This is a genomic window from Rhodoferax sp. AJA081-3, assembly GCF_017798165.1.
Classification (GTDB): domain Bacteria; phylum Pseudomonadota; class Gammaproteobacteria; order Burkholderiales; family Burkholderiaceae_C; genus Allorhodoferax.
In genome coordinates this window covers 4787178-4801923 of the sequence record NZ_CP059068.1, presented here as the reverse complement: position 1 = coordinate 4801923, position 14746 = coordinate 4787178, and the positions used below count along the sequence as shown (strand labels likewise).

The following is a 14746-nucleotide window of genomic DNA, read 5'->3' as shown; positions in this document are numbered from 1 at the left end:
ACACGCCGGTGAACGGGCTGCGGAATCACGCTATTCTCTGGCACCGCACCATGCCAACCCCGCACACCCACCGCCCTTACCTTGCCAATCGCCCCATCGGTGTTCGGCTGGTATTTGCTATATTGTTAGTAGCTATACACGTCCATTCAACGGGGTCTACAGCCACATTTAACCAAACACGTTCCAGCTACCAGCCATCGGACACTCTGGTGCTGGACCGCAATGGCGAAGTGCTGCACCGCCTGCGCATCGATGCCACGGTGCGCCGCGGCCAATGGGTGGCGCTGGCCGACATATCACCCGCGCTGCGCACGGCGCTGGTGTTGTCGGAAGACAAACGTTTTTACGAACACAGCGGTGTCGACTGGCAGGCCGCCACCAGCGCCGCCTGGGCCAACCTGTGGAACACCAAAACACGCGGTGCATCCACCATCACCATGCAGCTGGCCGGCTTGCTGGACGAGGATTTGAAGCGCAATGCCGGTGGGCGCAGCGTGGTGCAGAAGATTGGCCAGACGGTGTCGGCCAGCGTGCTGGAGCGCAGCTGGCGCAAGGACCAGATCCTGGAGGCTTACCTGAACCTGGTGCCGTTCCGCGGCGAGCTGGTAGGCATAGATGCCATGAGCCAGACCCTGTTTGACAAGGCGCCCCATGGGCTGGACGCACGCGAGGCCGCGGTGGCCGCCGCGCTGGTGCGCGCCCCCAACGCCAAGCAGGCCCAGGTGGTGCAAAGGGCCTGCGCGGTGTTGCAGAGTCTGGCACCTGCCGGCACCAAACGCGGCACGGGTATGGCCGACTGCGAGGCGCTGGACCTGTTCACCACCGCCGTGCTGCAGCGGCGCGACTACGCGGCCAGCGAAGGTTTCGCACCCCATGTGGCGCGGCAACTGGTGCAGGGAGCCACCCGCCCGGCCCCTGCGCCTATCCCCCGCACGTTCAAGACCAGCCTGCACGCCCCGCTGCAACGTTTTGCCGTACAAACCCTGCAGCAGCACCTGCGTGAGTTGGCGGGCCGCCATGTCGAAGACGGCGCACTGGTGGTGCTGGACAACGCCACGGGCGAGGTGCTGGCCTGGGTAGGCTCGTCCGGCGCGCTCAGCAATGCCGCCGAGGTGGATGGTGTCACCGCACTGCGACAGCCCGGCTCCACCCTCAAGCCATTTCTGTTTGGCCAGGCCATTGCCGAGCGGCGCATCACCGCCGCGTCGCTGCTGGAAGACTCGGGCACCCAAATACAAACCTCGGCCGGCCTCTACATCCCGCAAAACTACGATCACCAGTTCAAGGGCTGGGTGTCGGCCCGCACGGCGCTGGGCGCGTCGCTGAATGTGCCCTCTGTGCGCACCCTGATCATGGTGTCGCCCGACGCGTTTCAAAAGCAGTTGGTCAAACTCGGCATTCCTTTCAAGGAAAGCGGTGATTACTACGGCTATAGCCTGGCGCTGGGCAGTGCCGAGGTATCGCTGCTGAACCTGACGAATGCCTACCGCGCCCTGGCAAACGGTGGGCGGGTCAGCGCCACGTCACTGGTCGCCCCTGTGCCCAAGAGGCCCGCCGTGCAGGCGCTGGACCCACGCGCCGCCTTTATCGTCGGCGACATCCTGAGCGACCCCTACGCCCGCGCCCGCACCTTCGGCACCGACAGTGTGCTGGCCACCCGCTTCTGGAGCGCCGTCAAAACCGGCACCAGCAAGGACATGCGCGACAACTGGGCCATGGGTTATTCGCAACGCTACACGGTGGGCGTGTGGGTGGGCAATGCCAGTGGCGCGCCCATGTGGGACGTCAGTGGCACCACGGGTGCAGCACCCATCTGGGCAGCGGTGATGAACCACCTGCACGCCAAGCAGCCCAGCCGCCCACCCAAGGCGCCGCCGGGTGTAGTGCAGGCCGCCGTGCAGTTTGCCGACCCCAGCGCCAAGGCGGGCGGCGCTACGCCGCTGGAGGCGGCACGGGCCGAGTGGTTTGTACAGGGCACGCAGCAAACCACATTTGCTATCAACTCAGTAGCTAATGCGTCATATTATTCGGGGGCTAGAGGCCAAAAAGGCTCAAGCCCCTCTGCCAAAGAGGCCACCCAGCAAGCCGCCCGTATCACCGCCCCCACCACCGGCACCATCATTGCGCTGGACCCCGACATCCCCCCCAAACACCAGCGCGTCAGTTTTGCCGCCCAGGGCAACAACCTGCGCTGGCTGATGGACGGCAAGCCGTTTGCCAAAGGCACATCGGCACAGTGGCTGCCCTGGCCGGGCCGGCACGTGGTGCAGATCGTGGATGCCAAAGGCCAGGTGCTGGATGAGGTGCGGCTGGAGGTGCGGGGGGCGGGGGTGGCGGCCAAGCGTTAAGCGCTGCCGCGCCGCCCCAAGCAAAACGGGAACCGAAGTTCCCGTTTTGCTTGGCCTCAACAGAGTAAACGCTTATGCGGCAGTAGCTGCCTTCTTGGTACGCCGACGGGCGATGCCACCGACCACACCCAAACCGGCCAGCATCAGCGCGTAGGTTTCTGGCTCAGGAACTGCGGTGGTGATTTCAACCACACCGTGCTTGGGGCCGGGGTAGCTTTCAAAATTGGCCACGTCATTCCACGTGCCATCACCATAGGTGTGTGTGTAGTCTTCACCGGAGCAGCAGTCGTTGGGTTCACCGGCGGCCCAGTTGGTGTAGCTCACGGTCTGGCCACTGGACCAGGCGAAGGTGGGCGCATGGGGGGCGGTGCGGAACAGACCCAGCCACAACGGTTGTTGCGCGCCCCAGGTGGTGGTCAGAAAAGAGTTTTCAGCTGCATCGTTGACGGTGACCAGATGACCACCCAAGGACACGGCATAGGCCTCGCTCTCGGTCCAGGAACCAGCCGACAACAGTTGGTACGTATTGCCGTTGTAACTGACGGTATCCAGAATGGACAGCGCGTTTGCCGCACCACCCACCAGAATGCTGGCCGCAATGGCCGCTTTCACAAATTTCTTGAACATTGGCTTCCCCTGAAATGCAGCAAATAATGAAGCACCAGGATTAGCGCTCTGATGGTCAATTTATGGCTGTCGGCCTTTGGGGACAATAGTCCGTTTGGACTAGTCAGCTGCCTTTCACCAACCTATGAACCCCACCACTTCACCCCAAGCGCTACTCATCATTGACATGCAACGCGGCATGGCCGATGCCAAGGCCGGGCGCAGAAACAACCCACAGGCCGAGGACAACATCGCGCGCCTGCTCGCCGCCTGGCGCCAGGCTGGGCAGCCGGTGGTTCATGTGCGCCACCTGTCGCGCTCCCCCACATCCGCCTTTTGGCCAGGCCAGACTGGTGCGGAATTTCAGCCGCGTTTTGAGCCACTGGCCACGGAACATGTGGTGGAGAAGAATGTGACGGACGCCTTTGTGTGTTCAGGCCTGGAGCGCTGGTTGCATGTGCGCGGCATCCGGGATCTGTACGTCGTAGGCGTCAGTACTAACTATTCAGTGGAGGCCACGGTCCGGTCCTCCGGCAACCTGGGGTTCCACACCACCGTGGTTTCCGACGCCACGTTTACGTTCGACATGCAGGACATCAGCGGTCTGCTGCGCCTGGCGGAGGATGTGCATGTGATGTCGCTGAGCAATCTACGGGGAGAGTACGCCACAGTGCTGAACACTGCCGAACTTTTGGAACAGATTCACACACCTTCGGGGCGTGAAAACCCCAACGACCATGCCCGCGACATGGGTCTATAGTGCAGATCACAGGCGTGTTGGGCCTGTAGATAAAAACAAGCCTGAGGTAGACCGTGACTTCACTCAAACCCCTGAAGAATCTGCTGCTATTGGCCGCCGCCCTGTTGGGCTTGGGTGGCCTTTCCCACGCGCAGGAAGGTGTCACCAAGACCAGTATCGTCTTGGGGCAGTCCGTTGCACTGACCGGATCGTCCAGCCAATTGGGGCAGTCGTTTGCGCTGGGTGCCAAGCTGTACTTTGACCGCCTCAACGCCACAGGCGGTGTCAACGGCCGCACCATCGACCTGGTCACGCTGGACGATGAGGGTCTGCCCGCCAACACCGAGGCCAACACCCGCAAGCTGTTGGCACAGGGCGTCTTTACCCTGTTTGGCTACTATGGCTCGCCGCAGCTGACCGCGGCCTACGCCGCCGTCAAGGGAAGCGATGTGATGTTTTTTGCACCCATGGCCGCCGCCGATGAGTTCCGCGGCATGTTGTACCCCAATGTCTATTCGATACGCCCCGGTTACTCGGAAGAGGCCGCCGCCATCACCCGGCATGCCGAAACCCTGGGTGTGCGCAAACTGGCCATCCTGCATTCGGCCGATGGTGAATCCATGGCGGCACTGGAATCGGCTGAACGCACCATGACCGGCCTGGGGGCCAATTTGTTGATCAAGACGCCAATCGAGAATGTCGACAAAGCCCTGCAGGCCAAACCCGAGTCTGTGCTGGTGATCAGCGACCCCAAGGGTGCGGCCACCGCCATCAAAGAGCTGCGCACCCGCTTGTTCCGTGGTCCGGTCTATGGCTTCTCCAACACCGGAGAGAGCCTGCTGGCCGACCAGTTGGGGACCGGTGGCGCCGGCGTGATTGTGGCCCGGGTGGTGCCCAAGAGCGACAACGCCAAGTTTGCACTGGTGCGGGAGCTGCAGGCTGACCTGGCTGCAGCCAAATTGGGCAAACCCAATGTGTATTTGCTGGAGGGTTATATTGCCGCCCGCGTCTACGCGTTTGCGCTGCGCAATGCCGGCAAGGACCCAACGCGCGCCAAGCTCAAGAGCGCCATGGACGCCTTGAACGATGTCAACATCGGCGACTTTCGGGTCCACTTTGCACAAGACCGTGTGGCCTCCAAACTGGTCCAGCTGGGCGTGATCGACTCGACCGGGCGGGTGCGCGAATAAAAACCCTGGCCTTCACCCTTTTCCCCACGGCACTGGGCCACTGTGGCATCGCCTGGGGAGCCAATGGTTTGACCGGCGTACAACTGCCAGAGCAGGACGAGGCCACTACGCACGAGCGCATGGTGCGGCGGTTCCCGCAGAGTGAAGAATCTGCATTGCCACCACCGGCCGTGCAAGAAGCCATTGCCGCAGTGACCGCTCTGCTGGACGGCAACCCACCCCAACCCACGAACTTGACCCACCTGGTGCTCGACATGGACGGTGTGCCGCCCTTTCACCAGCGTGTCTATGCCCTGGCGCGCCAGATACCACCCGGTGAAACACGGACCTATGGTGAACTGGCCCGCCGCTTGGGTGAGCCTGGCGCCGCGCGCGCTGTGGGCCAAGCGCTGGGAGCCAACCCCTTTGCGCCGGTGGTGCCCTGCCACCGCGTGCTGGCTGCCAATGGCCGCTCGGGCGGCTTCTCGGCCAATGGCGGGGTATCCACCAAGCTGCGCATGTTGCTGATTGAGCGGGCGCGCTTTAATGGGCCAGGGCTGTTTGACGAATAGGCCTGTTGCGCCACAAAATGGAGGCACCACGCGGTGACACACCATGATTCCACGCCCGCCCGACGAACCCTTGCGTCTTGCAGCCCTGCACAGCTACATGCTGCTGGACACCGAGGCCGATGACGAGTTTGACCTGCTGACCGAACTAGCCGCCGAGCTGTGCGGCGCGCCCTACTCCTTTGTGTCGCTTGTGGATGCAGACCGCGTATGGTTCAAAAGCCGTTACGGCGCCAACACCCGGGAACAGATGCCGCGTGACCAGGACTACTGCGCCTGGTCCATCCTGGAGGACGAAGAGCTCAGCATCCCCGACCTGACGGCCGATGTGCGTACCGCCAATTTGGCGTCCACCACATCTGGCCCACAGTTCCGCATGTACAACGGCGTGAACCTGATCAGTGCGGACGGCTACCGCGTGGGCGTGTTGTGTGTGATGGATACCCAGCCCCGGCAGCTGACCACCAACCAGCAGCGCCTGCTGCGGCGTCTGGCGCGACAGGTCATTGCACTGATGGAATTGCGGCTGATGGACCGCGAGTTGAAGAGCGCGCTGGTCGAGGTCAGCCGCCTGGCCCATGAAGATGAGCTCACCGGGCTGCGCAACCGCCGTGCCTGGCTGGCCGAAGCACAACAACAGTTGCAATTGGCCAGGCGCCTGGGCACACCGCTGTGCTTGATGATGCTGGACGTGGACCATTTCAAAATGGTCAACGACTCCTATGGTCATCCGGCTGGCGATGCCGTGCTGCGCGCACTGGGCCAACTGCTGTCAACCTCTCTGCGGGCCACCGATGTGGTTGGCCGGCTGGGGGGTGAAGAGTTCGCGGTGCTGCTGCCGGGTACCAGTATTGAAGGCGCCAGTCGCGTGGCTGAGGGCCTGCGCCAACTGGTGGAGGCCGAACGTATTCACGACGTCGGCGTTGTGCTGCATGTGACCACCAGCATCGGTTTGGCGACACTGGCGCCGGCAAGCCCAGGCGACGCCGACGCCGAAGCACTGACCACACTGATGCGTGCAGCCGACCAGGCCCTTTACACGGCCAAGCAGTCCGGGCGCAACCGACTGGCCTGGGCTTCGGCAGCGGGCTAACGGGCTGTTGCTAGTTCTCCCGGTAGTTGGCAAAGATCTTGGCCAGGTCGCCGCGCTGGGAGAGTTTGGCCAGCGCAGCCTCCAACCGGTCCCTGTGGCTTTTGGGCCAAGCCGGAGACACCGCAAACTGCAAGACCTCGGACTTAAAAACCGTAGGCAACAATTTGACCTTGCTCCCCAGTTTTCCGTCTTCAATGTAGCGCAACAGCGCGTTTTCAGTGTGGTACAAAAAGCGACCACGCCCACCGGCCAACATGCGCAGATTGACATCGGTGCTGCCACTGCTGGCCTCCAACAGCAGGCCACCCTGGTTGCGCAGAAAGGTCTCGTGCGAAGTGCCCTTGCCCACAATGACCACCCCCTGCGCACCCAGCTTGCGGATGTCATCCAGGCTACCCACCTGCACCGCGTCGTCTGCCCGCACCGCAATGCGGTGGTGCACCTGGTAGATGGGCACATCGATGAAAGCAAAACGGCTTTCACGGTCTGGCGTCTTGATCAACGCACAAAAGGCATCCAACTGGTTGAGTGCCAATTGCTGCTCCACCCTGGGCAAGGCCATGGGCTGGTCCCAGCCCCAAAATTGCAGGCCGGGGTCCAGCCGCTCCACGGCCCGGATCACCTCTACACAAATACCCGGCTTCTGGGGGTTGGACTGGTCAAACTTCAGGACATTGTTGTCTTGCGACACGGTGCGGATGTGCAGCGGCTCAGCCAGGAGCGCGGGCACGCCGAGCACCAGGCAGGCGGCGGCCACCGCAAAACGAATCGCTTGTTGTTGTAGTACTCGCATAGTCCCCTTGGCAGGCAAACGACTGCGCCGCGTGCATTTGCACTTGCGGCTCCCTGTACCAGAGGCTAGGGGCATTCTCAACCCCTGTCAATTCGTATAAAGAGGCACTAATGACACACTAAAGCCCCATGTAACGCCCCGCCCGGTGGTTGGTGGCCAGTGTCTGGTTGAGCACCACGGCGCCCAGCACCGACAGCGCTGTGTGCTGCCAGTCCACCACGGCGAACGAACACAACACAATCGTGCAGTCCAGCACCATCTGGATGCGCCCAGCGCGCCAGCCAAAACGCTCCTGCAGGTACAACACCAGCACGTTGAACCCGCCCAGGCTGGCCCGGTGGCGAAACAGGATCAGCATGCCGGCCCCCATCAGGAGCCCGCCCATCACCGCGCTGAATAGTGGATGGAGGGCATCAAAGTGCACCAGCGTGGGCAGCACATTGGTCAGCAGTGCCAACAAGCCCACCGCAACAAACGTCTTGAGGGTGAAGGCCCTGCCCATGCGTTTCCAGGCCAGGCCATAAAACGGCACATTCACTGCAAAAAACAGCAGACCAAAGTTCCAGCCGGTGGCATAGTGCAATAAAAATGCCACGCCTGCTGTGCCTCCGGTGAGCAACCCAGTATGCCCAAACATGCTGATGCCCAGCGCCACAAACAGGGTGCCCGTGAGCAGGGCCTGTATGTCTTCGTAGGTGCGGTGTCTGGGGGGTGTTGGGGTTTCGCTGGAGTCCATGCAAGCAGTATCGCACTGCAACTTCTACACCAACTTACAGCATGGGCCTAGGTCGCGGACCTAGTGTTTATTGCGCTCGCCGTTGCTGCAATGGTGCTGATGGCATCAGCCAGTTCCCGGGGCTTGGAGAAGTAGGCCGAGTGACTCGCCTCAATCGACGACACCGTCTGGCACGGTGAATGGGCGACCATGCTGCGTTGCAGTGCGAGGGTAACCGCCCGGTCTTGGGTGAGTTCGATGTAGTGGCGCAGCACCCGGCCGTAGTTGCGCTCCGACAGGCGCAACCGGGTCAGCGCTGGCAACAAGGGCTCAGGCGTCAGCAGGCTGCGCGCCAGGGCCACATCGGCATCGCTGCAATCGGCATACAAGGCAGGCTGATAGGCCTCCTCGCGCAGGCTATCGGTCAGCGTCAGCTTGTTGATGCGGATGTTGGAGCGCACCAGCGAGTCCTTGTCTTTGCGGAAGTAGTCCGCCACCCGCTCATTGTTGCGCAGCAGGTAGGCGGCCAGATAGGCCGTGCCATGCAATGCCTGCGGACGCATCTCGGCCACCGTAGACGCAACAATGCCGCCGCGGCTGTGCGCAACCAGCAGGGCCGGTGTCTCCAGGCGGTCCAATATTTCGCACACGTGGGATGCCATATGGGCCAAACGTGTGCGGCCCCGCGCAAAGCGCCAGTTGCGGCCGTGGGCCGGCAAATCCGGCACGTGGATGTGATGGCCCGCCGCTTGCAGATGCGGCACCACCTTGTGCCAGCACCAGGCACCGTGCCAGCTGCCGTGGAGCAGAATAATATTCATAGCGTTGCGCCCTTCCCTTATGTTGCACGTAGCGTAAGGGACGCACTGGGAAAGGCCTCGCCGTTTTCGGACCTGTGATTGAAGTAGCGAGCCGGCTCTTGTTTGCGTCTTATGCGCGCCTAAACCTGCCTCTGAAGTCCGCGGCCTCACCCGCTGCAGTGGGCGCCTGCACTGACCATTCGATAACCTCCAGCCCGGCCGTCGCAAACTCTGCCAACAACACCGCGGCGTTGGGTGCGATGTAGCGCATGGGCATCCACCAACTGCCTTCCATCAGCGTGGCGTCAACACAGGTATCGGGATCGGTGAGCTTGGCCCAAACCCTGCCATCGGCGTCCATGCGCCGTGAGGACGCTGCTGTAGCGACTTCAGCACCCGCCGTCACCATGGTTTCGGTCCAGAACTCGCCGCCAACCGCCAGGCTTCGCGCCACACTCTCCAACAACTGCTTTCGTTCACCGGCGATGGCGATGCAGTGCAGCAGGTGCGAATCAATAACTACATCAAACGACCCCAGTGCAGGCGCCCAGGTACAAGCCTCGGCCACATCAAACTGAACAGGCAATCCACGCTGTGCGGCCATGCCACGCGCAAAGGCAATGGCAGAGTGGGATATGTCGATAGCCGCGACATCAAATCCGCGCTGGGCCAGCATGCAGGCAAGCGCCCCTGTGCCACAACCCAGCTCCAACATGCGTGCACCGGGTTTGGCTGCAGGGGATGCTTCCAGCCACCGCTCGACCTGGTTGCGCAACGCGGGCGCGTCGTAGCTACCGTCATCCCAACCCGCGGCACCCGACGCCAGGCGGCGCGCATAGATTGCCTCATGGGCTTCAAAGTAGCGCATGCCGTTGGCCTCAGTTGTCTTTTTTGGTGATGATGCGGTCGTTGCGGCGCGGTTTGCCCGCGCGCCCGGCCTTGGACCAGTCGTAGTCTTGTCCATCCGGTGTTTTGCCATCCACGATGGTGTCTACACCCTGCTTGCCAACATGCTGCGGGTTCTCATTGGCCATGGTCACAAAGGTGTAGCCGGCGTCGCGTTTCTCTTTGGTGATCTGCAGGGCTTGCACGATCTCTGATGCCTCTTGACCATGCACCACGTTGTTGTTATCGGTCCAGTAGATTTTGAACATGTTTGCTCACTCGCCTCTTTTTATCTAAACAGACTTTGGCAGGGGCGCTGGCTGTTCAAGCGCCCGCTGCATAAACCGCCACCCCGCGTGCAACACCGCAGGTACTTCCACACCAGCATAGGGGTCGCAGTCTACAAACCCCTCAGCCGCATAGATACGCTGCGCCGACTGCATAAAGGGTGCCGAATCCAGGCAGACCCGTTGGTAGCCAAAGGCTTGGGCATCCGCCAGCAAACGTCTGAGAATGGTCTGCCCCATATGCAAGCCACGGGCGGCGGGCCGCACATAGATACGTTTGATTTCGCACGCTCCGTTATCCAGGGGTCGCAATCCGCCCATGCCTGCCAAGGCGCCATCCACATAGACCAGGTAAAACGCGCCACGCGGTGGTGGCTCTCCGCACACCTTGTCGATCACGCTGGCCACGTATTGGGGCAGCTCCATGCCCAACAATTCCTTAGACGTCAATCCAAATGTCTGCTCGATGCCGGCAGCCACCCAGGACATGTATTCCAGGTTTGCGCTCAGGAGTGCATCACGGTGGGTGGCAGCGTTTGCCAATTCAAAACGTATGGTGTGGGACATGGGTTCAGGCATACCTTGGGTTGAGGGCACCGTGTTTGGTCATACTTCGTAAACGGTCACCGCACAGATTTCTATTGTTGCGGCTTCTGCCAACGCCTTGGGGTCAATGCCCATGGCCCTGAATGCACGCAGAGCCACGCCGTGCTGCGCGGCGGCAACGGCTACCAACACATGGGCACTCAACAAGGGCGCACCGGCATTGGCTTTTTGCTGACTGGCCAGCTGCTGCACCATGGTCTGAGCAGAGGCCTGTGCCTTGTAAAGACCCGTGCCGGGCGGTACAGCGACCACCGCTTCACCGGCGCCCATAGCGCCCGGCTGCAACTCTATTCCGTCTGCCTTCAGCGTATCCGCGCGCTGCTGGTCGATGGCCGCGCGAAAACCGCTGGGGTCCGCACCGATGTGTTCAAAAGCCTTGCGCGCCGTACCGTCCGGCGACTCCAGAGCGGCCAGCACAAAGTGCTCGGCGCCAGGCTCTTGCTGCCCATCGGCATTGGCGTGTTTCTCAGCGGCCAGACACAGGGTCTTGATGATGCTCATGTCTCCAAAACGCCGCTTGATGGTTTCAAACACAGTGGGACTCCTAAGAAGAAGATGGTGGACAGGTAAGCAAGGCACCAGACAGCCGCGCGAATTGACGAAAGGCGATGGTACCCAAATTCATTCAAGCGAAAAGTGCTATTAGCCCCCGAACAATATACCTGTTTAGCTATCAAAACAGTAGCATTACTCAAACAACAAAAGCCCCCACGCCTTCAAAGGCCAGCCAATGTGGCCATCACGTCCGCCATTGTCGGCCGCTCCCGCGGGCTGGTAAGCAGGCAGGCCTGCGCCAGTGCGTCCACCGCGGCCAGCGGTTCCGCGTGGGATGCATCGGGCGCTTCGGTACATGCCACCAACTCCTCCAGCAGGTAGCCAAAGGCCCGCACCTCCAGCGCCTGCAGGGCGCGGCTCAACGCGGGCTGGTCCGCAGGCAGCAGCGTACCCGCGCCAAAGTCGCTCAGCAGGCCTTGGCCGGTGGCGGGGTCCCACAGGATGTTGTGGGCATAAAAGTCGCCGTGCAACACGCCGCGCTGGTGCAGGTGTGCCAACGCCGCGGCCATGTCCTGCGCCAGGCGCAGCATGGCGGGCACCGGGATGCGCATGCCGCTGTCATACACATCGCGCGTGCAACTATCCAGGCTGGGTGGCCCGGCCAGGTTGGCATAGTGGGAAGGAATCAGCGGCAGCAGCAGGCCGGGCGTGCCTTGCGGGTGGTCGGTCAGCTGCGCACTGGGTGTGCACAGGGCCGGGTGCTGGCCGGCGGCCAGGCAGGCGGCCAGTTCGTGCTCCGGCAAGCCATCGCTGGTGACGGCGCCTTTGAACAGCTTGAGCGCCAGCCCATCGGTGCTGCCCTCTAGGTGCACACGGTAAATATGGCCGGATGCGCCTTCACCCAGCAATCCATCCACCCGCAATTGCGGCCACGGCATACGGCCCATGGGCGCGGGCTCTGTGCGGTGCCAACCCAGCGGGTTGCCAGCCAGCGCCAGCCACGCCAGACGCGGCAGCTCAGTGAGCCAGCCCGGCAGTTGTGTGAACTGGTTGGCGGACAGGCGCAGCAGCTCCAGGTTGTGGGCATCTGCCAGGCCAGCGGGCACATCGCACAACCGGTTGCCGGCCAGCATCAGCTTCTGCATGGCGGGGCGTTGACCCACTTCCGGCGTCAATTGTGTAATGGCGTTGTCGGTCAATGTCAGCCAGCGCAAACGGGGCGGCAAAGCAGCGCCAGTCACTTGGGTGATCTGGCAAGCCTTGAAACCCACCTGTTGCAGCGCCGCGCAATCGCCCAACACTTCGGGCAATGTGGTGAAGGGGTTGTTGGAGCAGAAGATGGCTTTGAGCCGGCGCAGGCGTGGCAGATCGTGGGGCAGGGTGCTGAGGCGGTTGCCTGAGAGGTTGAGCACCTCCAAGGTATCGGCCAAATCGAACACCTCGGGCGGCAGTGTCTCCAGACCACAGGACAGGTCCAGGCGGCGAGTGCCCATCAGCGCGCCACTTCGCAGTTGTTCAAGGGTGTGCATGCAAGGCTGGTGTGCGCTTGCGATCAGTTCTTGAGCATAACCGGCAATCCTTCAATCACCTTGGTCTGGCAACCAGCAAGCATTTCATCGAACTGCGCTTTGACGCCGCGAAAATTATCCACAGCCCAATCCGCCAACAGCATGGGCTGCTGCGACTGCATGGCGCAATACACCGGCATATTGGGCATCATCGACCAGCGTTCTTTTGCCTTATATACCATCACGTATGCCTTCAAAAGGTACTGCTCTTCATCTTTGCTAGACAGGGTTTCATACACCAGACTGGCGGTACCTCCGGCGACGATCAAAGGCTTCTTGAAGACGGTGTCACGCAATTTGGCATCGTTCTCAAGAAACTGACTGACGCCGCGTTGCAAACTCGTCACAAATGCCTCAGGTACGGGGTTTTGCAAATGGCCTCGTTCCTGCACGCCTTCTATGGGTGCGCCAACCAGAACCTCCTTACCAAACCCTCCCACCTTCATACCACCCACTGCAAACAGGGAAAGCACGTTCACGGCCGCTTGCCCAGCAGCTGCGGTTGTGGACTGCGATCGTGTGACGATGCCAACCTCTGTGGGCGTGGCCTTGAGCCGGTTTCCATCGATGAATTCGGTTGAATACGTTACCGTGAGAGAGCCCTTTGGAGACGACGCAACGGGAACCAACCCCGGCGCAGAGGCAGGCACCTCAACAGGCGCCGAAGCTGGTGCAGCAACAGACGCTGATGCCGGCACAGCGGCAGACTCCTGCTGGTCAGCACTGTGGGCGGTGCCCAGGGCGCAGGTAAAGGCGAGGCTCAGAACTATATGGCGTAGAGGGATATTTTTCATAATAACGGTGTGGCACGGCGAGTAGTCGCCGGCGGTTGAGTGACCGCTATTTTCCGGCATAGAAAGGGCGGACCCCCCAAGCCTATCCTGCACCACTCCTACACAGTCACTTGACCCTCACGCCACGTCAGGGTTGATACTGCAGGCCTGTCCACAAGGAATTAGCAATAGGGAACGCGCTGTGCTACCACTCAAAGTCGGAGAACTCGCCGCCCGCACGGGTCTGACGGTGCGCACGCTGCACCACTACGACGCCATAGAACTGCTCAAGCCTTCGGCGCGCTCGGACGCGGGATACCGCCTGTACAACCAGGACGATGTGGCCCGGCTGCATGCCATCCAGGCGCTGCGCCACATGGGGCTTTCCCTGGCCGATGTGGGCGACATGCTGGCCCGCGGGGGCGAAGGCCTGGGCGACACCATCGCCCGGCAGATCCGCGCCCTGGGACACGAAATCAGCCAGGCTACCGAGCTGCAGGCGCGGCTGCAACTGCTGCAGGAGCGCCTGTCCACTGGCAGCACGCCCGATATGGCCGACTGGTTGGAAACGCTCTCCTTGATGACGACCTACTCCAAATACTTCAGCGCTGCCGAGATCAAACGCATCTTGGACAACCGCAAGGCCCAGGGAGCGATATGGATGCGCCTGATCGGCGAAGTCAAGGTGGCCATGGCGCAGCAACTGGCCATCGACAACAAAACCGTGCAGTCGTTGGCCCTGCGCTGGATGAACTTGACGTTGGCCATGATGGACGATGACTTCAAGCTCATTGAGCGATGGGGCCAGATGTACAACACCGAACCCAAGGGGCAGTTCAAGAACGGACCCGGCCCCGAAGTGCTGAAGTTCATCAACGCTGCCATCGCGCTGCGCGTGGAAGCCATGCTGCGACACATCACGCTGGCCGAACTGCATACGTTGCGCACCGGACCACAGGCCGACATAGATCAGCTGGCACACGATGCCCATGCACTGCATGCGGCACAGGTGGACCTTGCCGGGCCGGCGGCGCGCGCATTGGTCGCACGCTGGGAGCAATTCATGATGGTGGTGTGTGGGCAGCAGCCCGCGCTGCTGCGCAAACTGATCGTGGCTTACACGGCTGAACCTCTGCTACAGGGGACCACTGTGTTCGACGCGCTAACGCTAGACATCATCAAAAGGGCGCTGGATGCACAGGGTCACCCGCTGTCCAGGCCTCTTCTTGCAAATAGTTGAAATCAGCCCTTGACCCTGACGCAACGTCAGGTCTGACCATTGCGGTTTTAGACATCTGAA

General features: G+C 61.7%; 15 protein-coding genes and 1 pseudogene. 6 read left to right on the top strand and 10 right to left on the bottom strand.

Translation table 11 applies throughout. From position 1 onward, the window contains the following. Positions 1 to 50: 50 nt before the first annotated feature. Positions 51 to 2348 (top strand): penicillin-binding protein 1C, encoded by a 2298-nt coding sequence (gene pbpC, locus HZ993_RS22510; RefSeq protein ID WP_209394930.1) that lies wholly within the window; start codon positions 51 to 53, stop codon positions 2346 to 2348. 72 nt (positions 2349 to 2420) lie between these two features. On the opposite strand, the pseudogene HZ993_RS22505 reads toward pbpC, so the two are convergent. Then, a pseudogene (locus HZ993_RS22505) lies at positions 2421 to 2837 on the bottom strand (lectin-like protein); the annotation flags it as partial. A 262-nt stretch (positions 2838 to 3099) separates the two neighbouring features. On the opposite strand from HZ993_RS22505, the gene HZ993_RS22500 reads away from it, so the two are divergent. From HZ993_RS22500 to HZ993_RS22485, 4 genes are all read left to right on the top strand, one after another. Continuing rightward, positions 3100 to 3714: a cysteine hydrolase family protein gene (locus tag HZ993_RS22500; RefSeq protein WP_209394928.1), complete on the top strand. Its 615-nt coding sequence runs from the start codon at positions 3100 to 3102 to the stop codon at positions 3712 to 3714. 53 nt (positions 3715 to 3767) lie between these two features. Beyond that, on the top strand, positions 3768 to 4883 hold the full coding sequence (locus HZ993_RS22495; RefSeq protein ID WP_209394927.1) for an ABC transporter substrate-binding protein: 1116 nt from the start codon (positions 3768 to 3770) through the stop codon (positions 4881 to 4883). Positions 4884 to 4951: 68 nt separating this feature from the next. Beyond that, the gene (locus HZ993_RS22490; RefSeq protein ID WP_371816951.1) at positions 4952 to 5434 is read left to right on the top strand and encodes a methylated-DNA--[protein]-cysteine S-methyltransferase; all 483 of its coding nucleotides are present in this window, start codon (positions 4952 to 4954) and stop codon (positions 5432 to 5434) included. Positions 5435 to 5477: 43 nt separating this feature from the next. Beyond that, positions 5478 to 6524: a sensor domain-containing diguanylate cyclase gene (locus HZ993_RS22485; RefSeq protein WP_209394926.1), complete on the top strand. Its 1047-nt coding sequence runs from the start codon at positions 5478 to 5480 to the stop codon at positions 6522 to 6524. A 10-nt stretch (positions 6525 to 6534) separates the two neighbouring features. On the opposite strand, the gene HZ993_RS22480 is transcribed toward HZ993_RS22485, so the two are convergent. The 9 genes from HZ993_RS22480 to HZ993_RS22440 form a co-directional block, all read right to left on the bottom strand. Next, positions 6535 to 7317, bottom strand: coding sequence for an ABC transporter substrate-binding protein (locus tag HZ993_RS22480; protein ID WP_209394925.1), 783 nt, complete (start codon positions 7315 to 7317; stop codon positions 6535 to 6537). A gap of 118 nt (positions 7318 to 7435) precedes the next feature. Then, positions 7436 to 8053 carry a YitT family protein gene (locus HZ993_RS22475; protein WP_209394924.1) on the bottom strand — a complete coding sequence of 206 codons (618 nt, stop codon included), beginning with the start codon at positions 8051 to 8053 and terminating at the stop codon, positions 7436 to 7438. Positions 8054 to 8100: 47 nt separating this feature from the next. Next, the gene (locus tag HZ993_RS22470; RefSeq protein ID WP_209394923.1) at positions 8101 to 8853 is read right to left on the bottom strand and encodes an alpha/beta fold hydrolase; all 753 of its coding nucleotides are present in this window, start codon (positions 8851 to 8853) and stop codon (positions 8101 to 8103) included. A 109-nt stretch (positions 8854 to 8962) separates the two neighbouring features. Continuing rightward, positions 8963 to 9700 carry a class I SAM-dependent methyltransferase gene (locus tag HZ993_RS22465; protein ID WP_209394922.1) on the bottom strand — a complete coding sequence of 246 codons (738 nt, stop codon included), beginning with the start codon at positions 9698 to 9700 and terminating at the stop codon, positions 8963 to 8965. 10 nt (positions 9701 to 9710) lie between these two features. After that, the gene (locus HZ993_RS22460) at positions 9711 to 9986 is read right to left on the bottom strand and encodes a hypothetical protein (protein WP_209394921.1); all 276 of its coding nucleotides are present in this window, start codon (positions 9984 to 9986) and stop codon (positions 9711 to 9713) included. Between the two features lie 24 nt (positions 9987 to 10010). Next, positions 10011 to 10571 carry a GNAT family N-acetyltransferase gene (locus tag HZ993_RS22455; protein ID WP_209394920.1) on the bottom strand — a complete coding sequence of 187 codons (561 nt, stop codon included), beginning with the start codon at positions 10569 to 10571 and terminating at the stop codon, positions 10011 to 10013. Between the two features lie 39 nt (positions 10572 to 10610). Further along, entirely contained in the window at positions 10611 to 11144 is a 534-nt protein-coding gene (locus tag HZ993_RS22450) for a Clp protease N-terminal domain-containing protein (RefSeq protein WP_245213728.1), read from the bottom strand. A 182-nt stretch (positions 11145 to 11326) separates the two neighbouring features. Beyond that, a complete protein-coding gene (locus HZ993_RS22445; protein WP_209394919.1) occupies positions 11327 to 12634 on the bottom strand; it encodes a leucine-rich repeat-containing protein kinase family protein in 1308 nt (435 codons plus the stop codon). Positions 12635 to 12657: 23 nt separating this feature from the next. Beyond that, positions 12658 to 13467, bottom strand: a complete 810-nt coding sequence (locus HZ993_RS22440) for a hypothetical protein (RefSeq protein ID WP_209394918.1) — start codon at positions 13465 to 13467, stop codon at positions 12658 to 12660. Between the two features lie 181 nt (positions 13468 to 13648). Between HZ993_RS22440 and HZ993_RS22435 the strand changes: the two genes are divergently transcribed. Continuing rightward, a complete protein-coding gene (locus HZ993_RS22435; RefSeq protein WP_209394917.1) occupies positions 13649 to 14686 on the top strand; it encodes a MerR family transcriptional regulator in 1038 nt (345 codons plus the stop codon). Positions 14687 to 14746 lie beyond the last annotated feature (60 nt).